This window comes from Rikenella microfusus DSM 15922, assembly GCF_000427365.1.
Lineage (GTDB): Bacteria > Bacteroidota > Bacteroidia > Bacteroidales > Rikenellaceae > Rikenella > Rikenella microfusus.
The window spans coordinates 755,651-773,720 of the sequence record NZ_KE386488.1; the positions used below are offsets into that span (position 1 = coordinate 755,651).

At 60.1% G+C, this 18,070-nt stretch carries 14 protein-coding genes; 10 read left to right on the plus strand and 4 right to left on the minus strand.

Annotated elements, in window-relative coordinates; genetic code table 11:
* Window positions 1-697: 697 nt before the first annotated feature.
* Window positions 698-2,611, minus strand: a complete 1,914-nt coding sequence (gene dxs / locus RIKMI_RS0104310; RefSeq protein WP_027290590.1) for a 1-deoxy-D-xylulose-5-phosphate synthase — start codon at window positions 2,609-2,611, stop codon at window positions 698-700.
* Window positions 2,612-2,660: 49 nt separating this feature from the next.
* Between dxs and RIKMI_RS13010 the strand changes: the two genes are divergently transcribed.
* From RIKMI_RS13010 to frr, 3 genes are all read left to right on the plus strand, one after another.
* The gene (locus RIKMI_RS13010) at window positions 2,661-3,446 is read left to right on the plus strand and encodes an OmpA/MotB family protein (protein ID WP_051214344.1); all 786 of its coding nucleotides are present in this window, start codon (window positions 2,661-2,663) and stop codon (window positions 3,444-3,446) included.
* A gap of 109 nt (window positions 3,447-3,555) precedes the next feature.
* Entirely contained in the window at window positions 3,556-4,284 is a 729-nt protein-coding gene (gene pyrH, locus RIKMI_RS0104320) for a UMP kinase (RefSeq protein WP_027290591.1), read from the plus strand.
* 26 nt (window positions 4,285-4,310) lie between these two features.
* Window positions 4,311-4,874: a ribosome recycling factor gene (frr, locus tag RIKMI_RS0104325; protein ID WP_027290592.1), complete on the plus strand. Its 564-nt coding sequence runs from the start codon at window positions 4,311-4,313 to the stop codon at window positions 4,872-4,874.
* Between the two features lie 121 nt (window positions 4,875-4,995).
* Here the strand turns inward: frr and RIKMI_RS0104330 are convergent, their stop codons facing one another.
* Entirely contained in the window at window positions 4,996-5,991 is a 996-nt protein-coding gene (locus RIKMI_RS0104330) for a 4Fe-4S binding protein (RefSeq protein WP_027290593.1), read from the minus strand.
* Between the two features lie 787 nt (window positions 5,992-6,778).
* Between RIKMI_RS0104330 and RIKMI_RS0104340 the strand changes: the two genes are divergently transcribed.
* The 3 genes from RIKMI_RS0104340 to RIKMI_RS0104355 all read left to right on the plus strand — a co-directional run bounded on the left by RIKMI_RS0104340 (window position 6,779) and on the right by RIKMI_RS0104355 (window position 11,082).
* Entirely contained in the window at window positions 6,779-8,170 is a 1,392-nt protein-coding gene (locus RIKMI_RS0104340; protein WP_027290595.1) for an aminopeptidase P family protein, read from the plus strand.
* Between the two features lie 240 nt (window positions 8,171-8,410).
* Entirely contained in the window at window positions 8,411-9,040 is a 630-nt protein-coding gene (gene plsY, locus RIKMI_RS0104350; RefSeq protein WP_027290596.1) for a glycerol-3-phosphate 1-O-acyltransferase PlsY, read from the plus strand.
* Window positions 9,041-9,102: 62 nt separating this feature from the next.
* The gene (locus tag RIKMI_RS0104355) at window positions 9,103-11,082 is read left to right on the plus strand and encodes a TlpA family protein disulfide reductase (RefSeq protein WP_027290597.1); all 1,980 of its coding nucleotides are present in this window, start codon (window positions 9,103-9,105) and stop codon (window positions 11,080-11,082) included.
* A gap of 252 nt (window positions 11,083-11,334) precedes the next feature.
* Here RIKMI_RS0104355 and RIKMI_RS0104360 read toward each other — a convergent pair whose 3' ends face one another.
* Window positions 11,335-11,535, minus strand: a complete 201-nt coding sequence (locus tag RIKMI_RS0104360; protein ID WP_027290598.1) for a hypothetical protein — start codon at window positions 11,533-11,535, stop codon at window positions 11,335-11,337.
* 252 nt (window positions 11,536-11,787) lie between these two features.
* Here RIKMI_RS0104360 and miaB point away from each other — a divergent pair, with 252 nt between their 5' ends.
* On the plus strand, window positions 11,788-13,137 hold the full coding sequence (gene miaB / locus RIKMI_RS0104365) for a tRNA (N6-isopentenyl adenosine(37)-C2)-methylthiotransferase MiaB (protein WP_027290599.1): 1,350 nt from the start codon (window positions 11,788-11,790) through the stop codon (window positions 13,135-13,137).
* A gap of 53 nt (window positions 13,138-13,190) precedes the next feature.
* On the opposite strand, the gene RIKMI_RS0104370 is transcribed toward miaB, so the two are convergent.
* Window positions 13,191-13,817, minus strand: a complete 627-nt coding sequence (locus tag RIKMI_RS0104370; protein WP_027290600.1) for a nitroreductase family protein — start codon at window positions 13,815-13,817, stop codon at window positions 13,191-13,193.
* A gap of 224 nt (window positions 13,818-14,041) precedes the next feature.
* Here RIKMI_RS0104370 and RIKMI_RS0104380 point away from each other — a divergent pair, with 224 nt between their 5' ends.
* The 3 genes from RIKMI_RS0104380 (at window position 14,042) to RIKMI_RS0104395 (ending at window position 17,997) form a co-directional block, all read left to right on the plus strand.
* Window positions 14,042-14,908, plus strand: a complete 867-nt coding sequence (locus RIKMI_RS0104380) for a helix-turn-helix domain-containing protein (RefSeq protein ID WP_027290601.1) — start codon at window positions 14,042-14,044, stop codon at window positions 14,906-14,908.
* Window positions 14,909-15,148: 240 nt separating this feature from the next.
* Window positions 15,149-16,033 carry a YitT family protein gene (locus RIKMI_RS0104390; protein ID WP_027290603.1) on the plus strand — a complete coding sequence of 295 codons (885 nt, stop codon included), beginning with the start codon at window positions 15,149-15,151 and terminating at the stop codon, window positions 16,031-16,033.
* Window positions 16,030-17,997 (plus strand): HD family phosphohydrolase, encoded by a 1,968-nt coding sequence (locus tag RIKMI_RS0104395; RefSeq protein WP_027290604.1) that lies wholly within the window; start codon window positions 16,030-16,032, stop codon window positions 17,995-17,997. The genes RIKMI_RS0104390 and RIKMI_RS0104395 overlap by 4 nt, the downstream gene beginning before the upstream one ends.
* Window positions 17,998-18,070 lie beyond the last annotated feature (73 nt).

An 18,070-nucleotide genomic window follows, 5' to 3' on the forward strand; every position in this document is an offset into this window, starting at 1 on the left:
GGCCAAACGAGCTTTGCGAGTTGCAGCCCTGCGCCGAGGGTGGGTTGCCGTTCCGGCTTCCTCCTTGCGCCTCGGCCATACGAACAAGTTCGATGGCGCTCGGCTGCTGCGTCGGTTCGGGCTGACCGCTACGCGGATAAATAACCGTACTGTTATTTTTCATTCGGGTCGGGCGCCCGGGAGACCGCTCCGAGTTTACGAGGGTTGCGGGCCTCCCGTGGGGAGGCGTCCGGCCCGCCCGCTAACGCGGAAATTTAGTTTTAACCGTACGGTTTATTACAATGTTCTCCCTTAGTCAGGCCGGAGCCACCCCCGGCGTAGGCCTGCAAGCAGTCCACGCTGGCTCCGGCCTTGAATTTGCAAATTAAAAAGTAGGTTTAACGTAATGTCTATCGCCGACGGACGGTTGTCTTTTCTTCACCCGTTTATGCCGCGGGGGACCGGTTGCTCCGGACGCCTCATGCCGGCGGGGCACTTTCTTGTTGCCTTCGGGTTGCCTACGGCTTCCTCGCCAAAGTCCGCAAGCGGCCTTTAGGTCTCGGTACGCTGCTCGGTTCCTCCTTACGTCTCGGCCATTCGTGTGAGCCTTATGGCACTCGGCTGCCGCCGTCGGTTGGGCGAGCAAAAAGGAGATGTCCCACCGACATGAGCAGGCGAAGATAAAGGAAACTTTTCGCAGGAAATACCGTGTTCCCGGTCAGACGGCCAGCGACCGGATACGGTCGGCTATGGAGGCCGCGTCGATGCCGCACAAGGCACGCAGTTGCCCGACCGTCCCGTGTTCCACGAACCGGTCGGGCAGCCCCAGCCGCACGACCCGCAGGCCGCCCGTCAGAAAACCTCGGTCCGAAAAGTATTCCAGCACCGCGCTTCCCGCTCCTCCCGCGATCACCCCGTCCTCGACCGTTACGACATAACGGTAACCTTTCTCCCCGATACGCTCCAGCAGGGCCGTGTCGAGCGGTTTGACGAAACGCAGGTCGTAATGCGCCGCCGCGATGCCTTCGTCGGCGAGCGACGATACCGCCGCCTGCGCCTCGGTTCCGATCGCCCCGACCGAAACGACGGCCACCCGCGCCCCTTCCGGTTCCCGCAGGATGCGTCCCCGTCCCGGTTCGACCGGAGTCAGCGGCTCGTCCAACACCTTTGCCGGGAACGAACCGCCGCGCGGGTAACGGATCACCCACATGCCGTCCTTACCCGCCGAAGCGGTGTACATCAGGTCGCGCAGTTCCGTCGCGTCCATCGGCGCCGCGATAGTCAGGTTCGGCACGCCCCGCAGCAATGCCAGGTCGAACGCCCCGTGGTGCGTCGCGCCGTCCTCGCCCACCAGTCCCGCCCGGTCGAGGCAGAGCACGACCGGCAGCTCCTGCAACGCCGCGTCGTGGATGACGTTGTCCACCGCCCGCTGCATGAACGACGAATAGATGTTGCAGAACGGGATTTTACCCCCCGCCGCCAGTCCGGCGGCGAAAGTGACGGCATGCCCTTCGGCGATCCCCACGTCGTAGGCCCGTTCCGGCATCCGTTCCATCAGCAGGTTCATCGAACAGCCCGTCGGCATGGCCGGGGTGATTCCCACGATCCGGGGATCGGCCTCGGCCAGCCGTACCAGCGTATGCCCGAAGACATCCTGGAAACGGAGGCTGCCGTTGCCGGCCGACGGCGGGGACAGGCGTTCGCCGGTTTCCGGGTCGAACCGGCCCGGAGCGTGCCACTCGGTCTGGTCCTGTTCCGCCGGGGCGTAACCTTTCCCCTTGACGGTCAGGGCGTGCAGAATCTTCGGCCCCGGCAGAGTGCGCAGGTCGCGCAACGCCCTGACCAGCGCCACCACGTCGTTGCCGTCCACCGGCCCGAAATAACGGAAGTTGAACGATTCGAACAGGTTGCTCTGGTGCAGGAAAAACGACTTGGCCCCGTTCAGCATCTTCTGGATCATCCTCCGCATGCGCGGCACCCGGTTCATGGCTTTCCAGGTCGAATCCTTGAACCGGTTGTAATGCCGCGACGTGCTGATATCCAGCAGCGCCTCTTTCAGGGCGCCCACGTTGGGGTCGATCGAGATGCGGTTGTCGTTCAGCACGACCAGAATATCGTTGTCGGGATCCGCTCCCGCGTTGTTCAGCCCTTCGAACGCCAGACCGCCCGTCATCGCCCCGTCGCCGATCACCGCCACGCATTTCGGCCCGCCGCCGTCCGCCGTCCGCAGCGCCCGCGACAGGCCGAGGGCCGCCGATATCGAAGTGGACGAATGGCCTGCGCCGAAAGCGTCGTATGCGCTTTCGCTCATTTTCGGGAATCCGCTGATGCCCCCCAGTTTGCGGTTGGTGGGAAACAGACCGCGCCGCCCGGTAAGGATCTTGTGGGCATAAGCCTGATGCCCGACGTCCCACACGAGTTTGTCGTTCGGGGTATCGTACACGTAATGGATCGCCACGGCCAGTTCCACCGCGCCGAGGCTCGCCCCCAGGTGGCCCGGGTTGGCCGACACTTCACGGATGATGAATTCCCGCAGCTCCGCGCAGTAGGCGGGCAGTTCGTTTACGGACAATTTCCGCAGATCGGCCGGGGAATCGATCCGGTCGAGATATTTCGTAGCTTTCGCCGTCATTTCATCGGTCGGTATAAATACAAAGATAGAAATTTTGTACCTTCGCCTTATGAAAACGGGAAAAATAACCGCTCTGGTCTGCATGGCGGGCTTCGTGCTGACGGGCACAGTGTCGTGCGTGTCGATGAAGACCTACCGCCGGACGCAGACGCGCGCCCTGCGGTGCGAACGCAACTCGGCGGCCCTGCTGGCGGAGATCGACCAGCTGCGGGAACAGCGTGCGTCGCTGGAGGCGCAGTACGGCGCGCTGGATTCGACGCATTATGCCGAAGGGCTGACCAATGCGGAGCTGCGTGCGCTGCTGAAAGAGCGCACGCAGGCGTTGGCGGAGGTGCGCAGCCTGCTGGGCGAAGCGTTGCAGGATTTCGACAGCGAGGGGCTGTCGGTTTCGGAACGCGGCGGGATGGTTTATGTGTCGGTGGACGAGAAGCTGTTGTTCGAACTGGGCAAGGCGGAGGTGTCGCCGGAAGGGGAACGGGCGGTGCAGAAGGTGGCGGAGGTGCTGGCTCGGAATCCGAATATCCGGATCATGGTAGAGGGGCATACGGACAACCTGCCGTACCGTTCCAAAGAGGGCGACCAGATCGTGGATAATTGGGATCTGAGCGTCCACCGGGCGACGGCGGTGGTACGCATCCTGTTGCGCAACAAGGGGATCGACCCGAAACGCGTTACGGCGGCGGGACGGAGCCAGTACGTGCCGTTGGCGGCGGGAAACGACAGAGAGGCGCGGGCGCGGAACCGGCGCACGGAGATCGTCCTCACGCCGGATATGGACCGCCTGATGGAGCTGCTGGGCGAGGCGGGACAGGTTGCGGATCGAACAGACCGGTAACGGCCCTTGCGCGGGCAGCGTCCGGGTGTCCCCGGCGGAATGGAAGATACGCGGCGTCTTTCAGGCTTGTGCCACTCTCATCGTCAAACGAACAATCAACAGATACGATATGTCGAGATACAAAAGGATACTATTGAAACTCAGCGGCGAATCGCTGCAAGGGAAGCAGGGGTACGGCCTCGACCCGCAGATGCTCGCCTCGTATGCCGCCCAGATCAAGGCCGTGGCCGACAGCGGCGTGCAGGTCGGCATCGTCATCGGCGGCGGCAACATATTCCGCGGGCTGAGCGGCGTGGGCAAAGGGTTCGACCGCGTGCGGGGCGACCAGATGGGGATGCTCGCCACCGTCATCAATTCGCTGGCCCTGCAATCCGCCATCGAAAACGCCGGCGGCAAAGCCTGCGTGCTCACCTCCATTCCGATGGGGCCTGTCGGCGCCGGGATCTATTCCAAGTTCCGGGCCGTCGAACTGATGAACGACGGCTATACCGTCATCATCGGCGGCGGTACGGGCAACCCGTTCTTTACCACCGACACCGCCTCGGCTCTGCGCGGCGTCGAGATCGAAGCCGACGTGCTGCTCAAAGGGACGCGCGTGAACGGCGTCTATACCGCCGACCCCGAGAAAGACCCCTCGGCCGTGAAATACGATACCGTCACCTTTGCCGAAGCGATCGAGAAGCGATTGAAGGTGATGGACCTGACCGCGTTCACCCTGTGCATGGAAAACGGCCTGCCGATTTTCGTCTTCGACATGGACACCCCCGGCAACCTGGAGAAAGTCGCCGCCGGAGACGACCGCGCGCTGGCAGGTATCGGCACGCTGGTACATAATTGATATACGACAAATAACAATCGAACGATATGGGACAGAAACGAGAGATTATCGACGCGGCGAAGCCGAAAATGGAAAAGGCATTCGCGCATTTCGAAGAAGAGATCGCCGCCGTCAAGGCAGGCAAGGCCAGCCCCAACGTGCTGAACGGGGTGATGGTGGAGTCGTACGGCGCGCAGATGCCCGTGAACCAGGTGGCCAGCGTGACGGTGCCCGACGCCCGCACCATCCTGATCCAGCCCTGGGATAAAACCCTGCTGGCAGCCATCGAAAAGGCCATCATCAATTCCAACCTGGGAATGACTCCCTCCAACAACGGCGAAACGATCCGCCTGAACGTGCCGCCGCTGACCGAAGAGCGTCGCAAAGAGCTGATGAAACAGATCAAGGCCGAGGCGGAATCGGCCCGCGTAAGCATCCGCAACGTGCGCCGCGAGGCGATCGAAGCCATCAAGAAGGCGATCAAGGCCGACGGCCTGCCGGAAGACGTGGCCAAAGACGGCGAGGAAGAGGTGCAGAAGATCGTGGACGGCTACTCCAAAAAGATCGACGAAGTGCTGGCTGTCAAGGAAAAAGAGATTATGACTGTGTAACGCGTGGTATCGCATGCGCGGGATTTTGCGGCGGGACGCCCCCTTTCCGGGTCGTCCCGCCTGTTTTTTCCGATACGTTTCGGCGCAGGAAAAAGCGACCGGCCTTTCCGTGGTGTACAAGTCAGATACGGGCCAGCATCAGGAATACGACGTATAACGTCAGGACGATTACAAGATAGACCGTTCTCGCTTTCGACGGCCCGAGACCGGGAAACCGATATTCCACCGCCCCGTGCGCACAGGCCGAAAAACAGTCCCCGCACATCGTGCAGTTCGGCGCGGGACGGCCCTTTTCGAGGTCGGCGGCCGTAACCGCCGCGTAAGGACAGACCCGCGCACAACGCATGCAACGGGTGCAACGACTCCGGTCGAATCGCAGCCGGACGGGATTGACCCATTTGACGAGCGATACGATCGCCCCCATCGGGCAAAACAGGTTGCAATGCGCCATCTGGCGTTTGCGCGGCGAGACGAAGGCGACGATCGACCATCCCGCCGCGCCCCAGCCCGCCACCAACGCGACGACCAGCCATCCCGGTGCGCCGAACGACCGGAGCAGCCAGGCCGCGACCGCCACCAGCACGACGGAACCGAGCCGAAAGTACCACCGCCCTCCGACCGGCCCTGAAAATGCCTTGAACCCTTTCCCCGCCTGCGCCCGGTTCAGGTCGCAGCCGCCCATGTAACAGAGTTGGCTGCACCACGCCGGGCCTGACAGCAGGATTGTGGATAGGAACAGAATCGGCATGAACGACCGCCACTCTCCCCGGTAAACCAGACCGCCTTCGATCGCCATCGGTACCGGAAAATGAAGTTCGCCGGTCATCAGGAAACGGGGCGATACGGTCAGTCCCAGCAGGAGCTGTCCGAAAAAGACGGCCGAGAGCAGCAGCCACGTCCGCCGCCGCCACCGCGGAGCCGCCGCCGGGTCGAGGAATTTGCCCGTCAGCCAAAAACCGAGCACAGCGGCGCCCGCTATTTGGACGAATCCCAGTCCCGGCAGAAAACGGTCGAAGAGCAGAAGGTCGAACGGGGCTGCTGTCCGCGCCGCGGCCAATAGCCCCGTCACCAGAAGGGCGACGGACAACGCGGGAACATGTTTTTTGAGAAAAGGCACAAAAATGCTTATTTTTACCACGGACAAAAATAGCGAAAATCGAGCGACACCTTTTACACAAGAGTTCAGCTCTCGCAAAAGATATCCGAGACGAATCCTGTTCAAGACGAACTTCTAAACGGCAAGTCTGTCCGGTTTGCCCCGACGGTCGCCGAAGCCCGGTTTCGCGATACCTGTCCGAAGCAAGGCGCCCGTTACGCAGACAAAATCCCGGAGGGGCCATTCCGTCCGGATTTCTGCATACAATTAAAGCTGGATGGCGTGAGCCGGAAAACCGGATAAAATCGTCCGGTTATTTATCCGCGTAGCGGCCAGCCCGAACCGACGCAGCAGCCGAGTGCCATCGAACTTGTTCGTATGGCCGAGGCGCAAGGAGGAAGCCGGAACGGCAACCCACCCCCGGCGCAGGGCTGCAACCTGCGGTTTTGCCCTCGCTGGCTCCGGATTGGCGGAAAGACCGGATATCCGGTCTTTCGGTTTAGCCTGCACCGGTTTCGGGTAGAGGCTGCCGACCCGGGAATGTGCGATTTCCCGTTCCGACGGGAGTCGGGAGCGGGGAATCGCATTCCCGGCGACTTTTTTGCTTACTTTTTTGGTCGCGCAAAAAAGTAAGTGCCTCGCCGGCATGAGGCGTCCGAAGAAACCGGTGCCCCGCGGCATAAGCGGACAAAGAAAGAACAAACGCCCGTCGGCGACAAATATGCCATGAAACCCACGATTGCCATAACGAAAACGGGGTTTTTCTACGTTAGTAACGTATAGACGACCCCATACACATATACGGACCATGTTCACACCCGAAATCTACACCGCCCGCCGGGCGGCGCTGCGCAAAAAAATCAAGAGCGGCATCATCCTTCTGCCCGGCAACAACGACGCTCCCGTCAATTATCCGTCCAACGCCTACGGTTTCCGCCAGGACAGCAACTTCCTCTATTATTTCGGTCTGGCGCAGCCGGGTTTCGTGGGACTGATCGACATCGACCGCGACACCGATTGCCTGTATGCCAACGACTGGACGCTGGACGATCTGATCTGGATGGGGCCTCAGCCCACGGTGCGCGAACAGGCGGCGCTCGCCGGAGTCAAATCGTCGGGGAACCTGCCGGAGTTGGCGGCTACCCTGAACAGCGCGATCAAAAAAGGACGCAAGATACATTACGTGCCGCCCTACCGGGGCGATACCCGCCTGCAACTCTCGGTCTTGCTGGGCATCGCCGCGGAACGGCTCAAAGATTATGTATCGCGCGAGCTGATCCGGGCGATCGTCTCGATGCGCGAAATCAAACAACCCGAAGAGATCGCCCAGCTGGAAGAGGTATCCCTGACGGGTTACAAGATGCACACGACGGCGATGGGCATGTGCCGCGAGGGGCTGGGCGAATCGGATATCGCCGTGGAACTCGACAAGATCGCAGCGCACGCCGGGGGACGGACATCGTTCCGCAGCATCGTTTCGCAACACGGCGAAACATTGCATAACCTGAGTTACGGCGGACGTTTGCAGAACGGGAAACTGTTGTTGATCGACGCGGGGGCCGAGAACGCGATGGGCTACGCGAGCGACCATACGCGGACGCTGCCCGTGGGCGGAAAGTTCACGCAAAAACAGCGGGAAATTTATGACATCGTGCTGGCGGCGAATGCCAAAGGGCAGGAACTGGCGCGACCGGGCGTCACTTACCAGAGCGTCCACCTGGAAGCGATGCGGGTGATCGCCGAAGGGCTGACGGCGCTGGGGTTGATGAAAGGCGACCCGGCCGAAGCGGTGGCGGCAGGCGCGGCGGCGCTGTTCATGCCCCACGGCCTGGGACACCAGATGGGCCTCGACGTGCACGACATGGAAGGGCTGGGCGAAAAATATGTGGGCTACGACGACGCGACCACACGGAGCACGCAGTTCGGCCTGGGAGCGTTGCGCATGGGCAAGGCTTTGCGTCCGGGGCATGTGGTGACGGTGGAACCGGGAATCTATTTCATTCCGGCGCTGATCGAAAAATGGGAACGGGAGCAGATCAATTCGGCATTTATCAATTTCCCGAAACTGCACGCCTATTTCGATTTCGGAGGTATCCGGCTGGAAGACGACATCCTGATTACGCAGACGGGCAACCGGCTGATCGGCAAACACCGGGCGCCGATCGCGGCGGACGACGTGGAGGCGGCAATGGCCAAATGACCTTGCGGGCCTCCGGCTTCCGAAGCCTGACCGCCGCGGCTTCCCGTGCGCCGGCGGGCGGTCTTTATTTCCCGGCGGCGCTCGAACCGGAATCTTGCGCGGAGAGCGGGGGCGGGGAATAACTCGGGAACAGCCGGAAATCGGGTCTGCCGGCAAAACGGGGAAGACCACATAATCATTACTTGACATAAATCGCCTGACGGACGTTCAGGAATATAGCGAAAAGACAAATAAAGGGACATGACACTTACGATCGGGATATTGATAATCGCCGGATATTTGCTCGGGTCGATACCCAGCGCCGTATGGATCGGTAAATGGTTTTACCACACCGACGTGCGCGAACACGGCAGCCACAACGCAGGCGCCACCAACACCCTGCGCGTGCTGGGGCGGCGGGCCGCCCTGCCCGTGTTCGTCATCGACGCCGCTAAGGGATATGCCGCCGTGATGCTGTCTCACTTTGCCGAACTGGAGGGCGACGCTCTCTTTTTTCTCAAGATCGGACTGACCGCCGCGGCTATCCTCGGCCATATATTCCCCCTCTTCGCCGGGTTCAAAGGCGGCAAGGGAGTGGCCACCATGGCCGGCTGTATGCTGGCCATCGCCCCCGTTCCGATGCTGCTGGGGCTGGCCACGTTCATCGTCGTGCTCGCCGCCACCCACTACGTTTCGCTGGGGTCGATGACCGGGGGCGTTCTCTTTCCTGTCTATATTATCCTGATCGACGGATTCCATTCCCCTTACAAGATCGGCTTCGGCGTGTTCGTGGCCGTCGTGCTGCTCATCACGCACCGGAAAAATATCCAGCGGTTGCGGGCGGGGACCGAGAACAAGACCTACCTCTTCCTGAAACGGCCGAAATCGTAACTAAAGATTTAATTATTTGAAATTATTCATTACCTTTCGGATATTCCAAATCCCGAAAGGCAATGAAACATATTACTCTGGGCTGTCTCGCAGCCATTCTGTCCCTCGCCGTCCGGGGCGCCGACGCCCCGCAGCAATGTCCCGAAACATTACAAGGTAACTGGAACTCCGTCGACGGTAGTCAGCAGTGGGTTTACGGTCTGCACCCGACCCTTGCCGTGTGGCAAAACACCTTTTGGGACTATGCCGGGATTACCACCGAAGGCGCAGTGACCGCCATTCGGCTGCGCGAGCGCGGCGGCGACCGTACCGCAACCCTCTACGCCCGATGGAACCGGAAAGACAGCACGGCGATGATCGGGACTTCGCCCAAAAACCTCGTCCCGTATAGCCGGACGCAGATCGCCGATCCGTCGTACCGGATTCCGGCGGACGAGGATCCGGGGTATCCGTCCGGGGACAGCATCCTGCGCGACGAAATCGCCGTCGTGCGCGGTTATCTGAACGGTTACTCGTCGGAGACGATGGCCCGGACGATCAAGATCTACGGTTTCAATACCGTTACGGGCCAGGAACTGCCGGCAGTAGGGGACATCGCGGCGGACGGCGCTTTCGAAATGACTGTGGAGCTGGGACATCCGGTCACGACACAAATTTCCCTCGCCGGCACTTTCTACGACAATCTTTATCTGGAACCCGGCGATACGCTGACACTCTACTACGACATTCCCGACCAACGGCAATCGGCCGCAGGGCAATTATCGAGATACATGGGCCGCAACGGATACGTGAACCGGGAATTGAATGCCTTGCGGCGGCTCTATCTTCCGTTCGGCCGCGAGGAACAGCTGTTCCTGATGCAAACCACTCCGGACAGTATCCGCGCCTGGATCGGCGAACGCACCGCCCGCGATTCGGCGGCGACGGAAAAATATATCGCCGAAAACGGAATTAGTCGCAAGGGAGCCTTTCTGGCGCGGTGGACGCCGTATGTGATGAATTTCGAACGGTTGGGGCTTTATGCCATGTACCGCGCGCAAAAAGACCCGGTAGACACGACGTTTTATGATTTTTACCGCCGTCTGCCGTTAGACGACCCGCGGCTGTTGGGGATCGACAGCTACCGGTACCTGATTAACCGGTTGGAGTTCTGTCCTCTGTACTGGAAGTCCGCGCCCGAACCGCTGGATTTCGGCACGTTGGTGCGCGAGGGGTTTCCGATCGAAGCCGGAGACCTGCCCCGGATCGACTCGTTGGAACGCCGGCTGTACGTCGTGCCGGGCGACAGCGCGGCAACGGCACAGGCTTACGAACGGGCCTGGGAGCCGCTATACGAAAAGTACCGCACGCTCTTCGATGCCCGGGACATGGTACAGCAAGGAAAGCAAGTGTATGAGTCGGGAGAGGCCTACTGGGGGCGGCCGATGCCGTTCCTGAACGACCTGATCGCCGCGCGGCGGTTGCACGGCACGCTGCAACGGACCGACCGGAATATCCCGAACCGTTGGCTGGCGATGATCCTGAGGGAGTTCTCCTCGTCGTATGCGATCGCGACCCTGCTGGATGCCAACGATGCCCTGCGGCCGACACCCGTGGCGGCGGCCGCAGGGCCGTATGTGCCGGCCGACCGCGCGGAAAAGTTGTTGGACAGCCTGCTCCGCGAACATCGGGGGCGAGCCGTCTGCGTGGATTTCTGGAGCACGGGGTGCGGCCCCTGCCGACAGGGGATGATGGAGAGTTGGCGGCTCAAAGAAAAGCTGAAAGGCCAGCCGGTAGATTTCGTCTACATCACCTCGACCGACCAGTCGCCGGAGAAGATCGCGGCCGATTTTATCGAAAAGAACAAAATTACGGGCCGACAGATTCGCCTGACGCCGGACGAATGGAACATACTGGCGGCGAAATACCGGATCAACGGCATCCCCCATTATATGGTCGTCGGCCCGGACGGCCGGGTGCTCGATCCCCACTTCATGGGGTATTACGACAAGGCGAAAGCCGTTTCTACGCTGCTGAAAGCGGCCGGAGCGGACGACGAGTGACCGTCCGGCGGCCGGGTTGCGCCGCAGACGGCCCGCGCCGTTTTGCCTGGGTTTTCCGCGCCTCTTGCCGCAAGGCGCGGAAACGGAATCGGACGGCGACGTGCATAAAGCCCATATCCGGCATCCGTTGTTGAACACAGCCCCCCGGAACAAAGAAGCGTCTCTCTTACGGCAAGAAAGGCCGGAAAGAGAGACGCTTCTTTTCTGCGTGCGTGCAAAAAAACGGGCAGACTGCCTTCGGGCAGCGCGGCGCTATTTCGCTACGGCAGCCGAATCGCAGGCGGTGGTGTCGCAAGCGGTCGTATCGACAGCTACGGTATCCACGACAACGGTTTCGCTCATTTCCACGACAGCGGTGGAGTCGGCGTTTTCAGTGTTGGCTGCGTTGCCCCCGCAGGCTGCGAAACCGGCGGCGATAGCTGCCACGCAAACGAATTGGAAAAGTTTTTTCATAGCGGTATGGATTGAATGTTGTTAAAATCGTTGCAAAGATATACCTTTTTCGGTAACGACGGCTTTCGATAATAAATTTTTTCATAAAATCAACCGACTGACAACCAGCCGGTAATTCGGCCGTAATGCGGACAGGCAGGCTTGCCGCCGGCCCATATCCGGTAAAAATATCGCAAACGGCGTGCCGGTTTCCCGCTCCGGCGAATAAAACGTATCTTTGCGGCATCGATTTCCGAAACGAAAAGGCAGGCTATGGGCAAACCGAAATTCAATCTCGCCGTGCAGCAGGGGCAAGGCAAATTCCATATCGAAACCTACGGGTGTCAGATGAACCAGAACGACAGCGAAGTGGTGGTCGCCGTGATGCAAAAGAGCGGGTTCGAATATACCGCCTCGCTGGACGAAGCCGACGTGGTGCTGGTCAATACCTGTGCCATCCGCGACAATGCCGAACAGCGCATCTGGGGCCGTCTGGCCGAATTCCGGGGGCTGAAAAAACGGAAGCCGTGGCTGCTGGTGGGCATTATCGGCTGCATGGCCGAACGGCTCAAAGACCGCCTGATCGAACAGGAGAAAACCGTGGACATCGTGGTCGGGCCGGACGGTTACCGTACCCTGCCCGACCTGGTGCGGCAGGCCGCCGCCGGCGTCAAGGCCGTGAACGTGCTTCTTTCGCGCGAAGAGACCTATGCCGAGATCAGCCCCGTGCGCCTCGATCGGAACGGCGTAACCGCTTTCGTGAGTATCATGCGCGGCTGCAACAACATGTGCGCCTACTGCGTGGTGCCTTATACGCGCGGGGTGGAGCGCAGCCGCGACGCGGAGACCATCCTGGCCGAAGTGCGCGACCTCTTCGCCCGCGGCTACCGCGAAGTGACCCTGCTGGGACAGAACGTTAATTCCTACCGGTACGGCGACATGAATTTCGCGCAGCTGCTGGCGCGGGTGGCCGACGTCTCGCCGTTGCTCCGCGTGCGTTTCGCCACCTCGCATCCCAAAGACCTGTCGGACGAACTGATCGATACCATCGCGGCGTGGCCGAACATCTGCCGGGCCATCCACCTGCCGGCCCAGTCCGGCTCGTCGCGGATTCTGGAGCTGATGAACCGCAAATACACGCGCGAATGGTATCTCGGCCGCATCGCCGCGATCCGCCGGCGGCTGCCGGATTGTTCGATCTCGACCGACCTGATCGCCGGATTCTGTACCGAAACGGCGGAAGACCATGCGCAGACCCTTTCGCTGATGCGCGAAGTCGGTTACGAATTCGCCTATATGTTCAAATATTCCGAAAGGCCCGGCACCAAAGCGCAGCGCACCATGACGGACGACGTGCCGGAAGAGGTCAAGACGGCCCGCCTCACGCAGATCATCGGTTTGCAGAACGATTTGTCGCTGGAGTCGAACCGCCGCGACGTGGGACGCCATTTCGAAGTGCTGGTCGAGGGTACTTCGAAGCGTTCGGCGGACGAGGTGTACGGACGCACGTCGCAGAATAAGGTGGTGATCCTGCCGAAGATGAATTACCGGCCGGGGGATTACGTGCATGTCCTGATTACCGACTGTTCGTCGGCCACCCTGATCGGCACGCCGCTCTGCTGACCCTTTGCAGAGTCGGGTATCTTCCCTGAAAAACGGCGTAAACGGACGTCCGGTTACCAAATATTCCTGTGGATTCGGGTCTCGGTGTCTATCGCTTTCTGTTTGGGCAGAAAAGCGTTTTCGGCCGGATAGCCTATGGTGAGCAGGCAGGCCATTTCGTAGTCTTCGGGGGCATGAACGATGGCTTTTATCCGATCCGCCTCGTCGCTCACGGGAATGTGGAACACCGCCCCAAGCCCTTCGGCAGTGGCGGCAAGTAACATATTCTCCACGGCGCACCATGCCGAAGCGAAGTAATTGAGCGAGCTTTGCTCTGCGGGTTTCAGTAAAGGCCATGTCAGTTGGCGGAAGAATGGAATGATGAGCAGTCCGCTTTCCATCAACATTTTCTGCTGCTTGGGCAAGGCATCGGCAAACATCGCCATTTTGTCCCTGTCGCCCGATTCGTCCGCTTCGGCAACGAGTGTCTTGAACTTTTCCATGTTTTGGGCGAGCGGGGCGATTGTTCGGGCGATATCCTCGCGGCCACGCACCACGACAAATTCGAGCTGGCGCAGGTGGTCGTTGGTCGGAGCCTTGAAAGCCGCACCGATAACCCGTCTTAAAATTTCGTCGCCGACTTCGCGGCCGGAAAAATCGCGGATGGTCCTCCGCCTTTCCAGAACTTCGTAAAATTCCATCGTATTACGTTATAATAATTTGATTGTTAATTGATTGACGATGCAAAGATAGACTACTCGTTTGTCAGGTATTTGTCGAATCGTTTCGATTGTTTGTCGTAAATTTGCAATACGGGCAAATCGGGCAGCCGGAGCGGAATGAACGGACAACTAGCACGCGTATAAAACAGAGGCGATCCGTACATATTTGCCTTAAAACACAGGGCCGTTTTGCCGAGAACGATATGGAAGAGACTGCGACTCCCTATGAATTGCCGGATACGGCGAACCATTCGTTTTTCTTTGTCGATGCGCGCATCCCCTGCGATGTGGAAGCGAAACTGCACAGACATGACGCTTGGGAATTGCTTTATGTCACCCAGGGACACGGCAACAGGGCAGCCGGCGACACATGGCAGCCTTTTTCGGCAGGCGATGCGGCGTTGATACCTCCCTGCATGCTGCACCGCTGGGAGTTTGCCCCCGATTCGGCGGACGCCCGCGGGAATATCGGCTATCTGATGGTCGCTTTCAGCCACGCTTTCGTAACGCGATGCACGGACCTGTTCCCCGAAGTGCGCAACCGGTTGGCCGGCGCCGCCTTTCCGGACCATGCGCTGAAGTTCGGAAGGGAAAGCGCCCGAACGATCGGCAGAACCCTTGCCCGGATGAACGGCATGGACGAACTGGGGCGGCTGAGCGAAATGTTCCGTTTGCTCCCCGTCGTCTTTACTTCGGCAGACCGCATGTTCGCCGGCAAACCGGCACGCACCGAACGGGATGTGCGGCGGATGCAGCAAATCTGCACTTACGTGATGCGGCATTACGCACACCCGATCCCGCTGGATGAAATAGCTGCCGAAGTCGGCATGAACCGCTCCGCCTTCTGTACCTATTTCAAACGTTGCAAGGGGATGACATTTTCGCGGTTCGTCACGCAATACCGTCTGAATACCGCCTGCGAGCTGCTGGAACATTCGCGGAGGTCCGTATCGGAGATCTGTTACATGGCGGGATTTAACGACCTGCCCCACTTCGTAAGGGTCTTTACGGCTGAAAAAGGCATGCCTCCGACCAGATACAGGAAAAACATGCAGGGGAAAAACGGATAAAATGCCCGGAGCCGCGGCAAACCTCCGTACCGGCCGCTGCGCCCGTTCGATCGCAGGTTCCGATTCCGGGCGCCGTCGAACGGACGGCCGTTTTATTTTCGGGCCGGAAGGCGGCATCGTCCTCCGGCATCCCGATTTTCCGGACGGCATGCGACGGACCGCCGTCCGCCGCGGTCATCGCCGGGACTCATAACGTTACCGTTTAATTGCTAACTTTGTCTGGTCAAGGCAAAACTCGCTATGAAAAGACATACCATCCGCCAATGGGTGTACGTCGTGGTCGGCGCGGCCCTGCTCGCCGCCGCTTTCGTACTTTTCATCACCCCCTACCGCATCGTGCCCGGCGGCGTGTACGGCATGGGCGTGGTGCTCCACTATCTGTTTCCTGCGATCCAGGTCGGCACCTACGGCCTGTCGATGGACATTCCGCTGCTGCTGATCTCGTTCCGGATCTTCGGCGCCCGGTTCGGCACCAAGACCGTCGCCGCGGCGCTGCTGACGCCGCTATTCATGAATACCCTGACCTATCTGGTCGGCTCCGACCCGGCGACCATACTCGGCGGCAAGATCGACCTTTCGAACGACGTGCTGCTAAGCTGTATCTTCGGCGGAACCCTGATGGGGGCGGGCGTAGGTCTGATCCTCAAGACGCACGCCACGTCGGGCGGAACCGACCTGATCGCCTCGATCATCTCCAAATACCTCCACCTGCCGATCAGCCGCTCGGTGCTCTACGTCGATGCGGCCGTGGTACTGTTCGGCCTGATCGCCATGGGCGACTGGAAACTGCCCCTTTATTCGCTGGTGACCATCTTCGTCTCATCGCGCGTGATCGACTATATCGTGGACGGCGGTTCGGGCGACAAACTGCTCTTCATCCTCACCGACAGGCACGACGCCATCCGCAGCTTCATCCTCAAAGACCTGGAACGCGGCGGTACTTTTATCAAAGCCAGCGGCATGTACACCGGTGCCGACAAGGAGATGGTCTTCGTGGTCGTCTCGCGGCGCGAAGTGTCGCTCATGCGCGACCGCATACGCGAAACGGATCCCGAAGCGTTCATGATCGTCGTGGATGCCCACGAAACCCTCGGCGAAGGGTTCAAAACTTTTGAAAAACCATGATACGGAAAATCGCCCTTCTGGCGGGACTGTCCCTGCTTATCACCTTCCTGATGCCGCGGCGGGCGGCCCTGGATTTCGATTTCGTCCCCGGCGAAACCTGGGAATCGGAGACGCTCACTGCGCCGTTCGACATCCCCGTCTACAAAAGTCCGGAACAGCTCGCTTCGGAACGGAAAACCCTGCTCGAAGGGTTCCAGCCCGTCTTCCGGCTCGACACGCTGGTCGCCTCCGTCCAGCTGCGGAACCTGACGGCGGACCTGAACGCCGATCCCCGGCTGACGGACGAAGAGCGCCTCCGGGTGCTCGACGCTTTCCGTTCCGTTTACCGCAAAGGTATCGTGAGCGAATCCGAACGGGCGGCCTATGCCGACCGGATGGTGCGCATCGACAGCGCCCATATGTTGCAGACCTGTTTCGCCGCCGATTTGTTCACCCCTTCCACGGCGCAGGCTCATCTGAAAGCGCAGGGCGTCGATCCCGAACTGGCCTCGCGTTATCTGAGTCCGTCGCTTTCTTACGACGCGTCGCTGAACGCCCGGCTGCGGGAACAGCTTCTCTCGCGCCTTTCGCGAACCGAGGGAATCGTCCGCATGGGCGAGGTGATCGTCTCCGACGGGCAGATGATCGACCGGCACGTCGCCACCCTGCTGACCTCCTATCGCCGCGAATACGAAAGCCGGCTGGGGCAGGGCGCCAGCGGAATTGTGCTTTTCGCCGGCAAACTGCTGATCGTCGCCTCCATACTGACGTTGAGTTACGTTTTTTTCCGCTATTTTTCCCGGAAACGGTTCGCCGGATGGAAACCGCTGCTGTTCGTCTTCACGCTCTATGCCGTGATGGCGGCGCTGATGGCTTTCGTGGTACGGACGCAGTTCCTGAGTCCCTATATCGTGCCCTTGCCGGTCGTGGCGATCCTGCTGCTGGCCTTTTTCGATACGAGGATCGCCATTTTCGGGAATATCGCGGTGATTCTGATCGCTTCGCTTTTCGTACGGTTCAGTTTCGAATTTTTCACTGTCAATTTTCTGGCCGGCACGGTGGGGATCTTCGTGGTGCGGCACTATTACCAGCGGCACAGCGTGTTCAAGGCCGTCGGAGCGGTTTTCCTGGCCGGGGCCGCCGCTTACGTCGCTTTTCTCTGGATGACCTCAGGGACGCTGAATGTGGACTATACGGGCGTGCTCTGGTTCGTCGTGAGTGCGTTCCTGATGCTGGCGTTCTACCAGCTGGTCTATATTTTCGAGCGGCTGTTCGGTTTCGTGTCGGACATCACTCTGCTGGAATTGTCGGATACCAACCAGCCGCTGCTGCTGCAACTGGCCGAGAAGGCTCCGGGCACGTTCCAACATTCGGTACAGGTAGCGTCGCTGGCCGAAAGCGCGGCCAAGGAGATCGGCGCCAATCCTCTGCTGGCGCGGGCCGGAGCGTTGTATCACGACATCGGCAAGATGGAAAACCCGTTCTATTTCGTGGAAAATCAGACCGGAAATTTCAATCCCCATTCGATGCTCAGCCCGTCGCAGAGCGCGTCGATCGTCCGTTCGCATGTCACCGAGGGGATCATGCTGGCCCGCAAATACCGGTTGCCGGCCGTGATCCAGGAGTTCATCTCCGGCCATCACGGAACTTCGAAGATTTATTATTTCTATGCCGAGGAGATGCAGAAGCACGGTTCGGTGGAACGTCCCGAAGATTTCATATACCCGGGGCCGAAACCGGTACGCCGCGAGGTGGCGATCTGCATGATGGCCGATTCGGTGGAGGCGGCTTCGCGATCGCTGGCCAGTTATGACCGCGCGTCGATCGACGCGCTGGTCGAAAAGATCATCGACCGGCAGATTGCCGAACACCAGTTCAGCCAGGCCGACTTGTCGTTCGCCGAAGTGACGCGGATCAAAGAGTTGTTCAAAACCAGACTGAACAATATCTATCACGGTCGGGTTTCGTATCCGTCGGCCGCCTGACGGGACGAAGAACTTACCATCGACCGGCCGGTTCTTACCGGCGCGGTTCTCCCGAATCGCCGGTTTGCCGCCT

Bases quoted from the DNA above. Each gene is read 5' to 3' on its own strand.
- RIKMI_RS0104355 (WP_027290597.1), top strand. From the start codon at position 9,103: ATGAAACATATTACTCTGGGCTGTCTCGCAGCCATTCTGTCCCTCGCC.
- RIKMI_RS0104360 (WP_027290598.1), bottom strand. From the start codon at position 11,535: ATGAAAAAACTTTTCCAATTCGTTTGCGTGGCAGCTATCGCCGCCGGT.
- RIKMI_RS0104340 (WP_027290595.1), top strand. From the start codon at position 6,779: ATGTTCACACCCGAAATCTACACCGCCCGCCGGGCGGCGCTGCGCAAA.
- RIKMI_RS13010 (WP_051214344.1), top strand. From the start codon at position 2,661: ATGAAAACGGGAAAAATAACCGCTCTGGTCTGCATGGCGGGCTTCGTG.
- frr (WP_027290592.1), top strand. From the start codon at position 4,311: ATGGGACAGAAACGAGAGATTATCGACGCGGCGAAGCCGAAAATGGAA.
- RIKMI_RS0104395 (WP_027290604.1), top strand. From the start codon at position 16,030: ATGATACGGAAAATCGCCCTTCTGGCGGGACTGTCCCTGCTTATCACC.
- RIKMI_RS0104380 (WP_027290601.1), top strand. From the start codon at position 14,042: ATGGAAGAGACTGCGACTCCCTATGAATTGCCGGATACGGCGAACCAT.
- RIKMI_RS0104390 (WP_027290603.1), top strand. From the start codon at position 15,149: ATGAAAAGACATACCATCCGCCAATGGGTGTACGTCGTGGTCGGCGCG.
- miaB (WP_027290599.1), top strand. From the start codon at position 11,788: ATGGGCAAACCGAAATTCAATCTCGCCGTGCAGCAGGGGCAAGGCAAA.
- pyrH (WP_027290591.1), top strand. From the start codon at position 3,556: ATGTCGAGATACAAAAGGATACTATTGAAACTCAGCGGCGAATCGCTG.
- plsY (WP_027290596.1), top strand. From the start codon at position 8,411: ATGACACTTACGATCGGGATATTGATAATCGCCGGATATTTGCTCGGG.
- dxs (WP_027290590.1), bottom strand. From the start codon at position 2,611: ATGACGGCGAAAGCTACGAAATATCTCGACCGGATCGATTCCCCGGCC.
- RIKMI_RS0104370 (WP_027290600.1), bottom strand. From the start codon at position 13,817: ATGGAATTTTACGAAGTTCTGGAAAGGCGGAGGACCATCCGCGATTTT.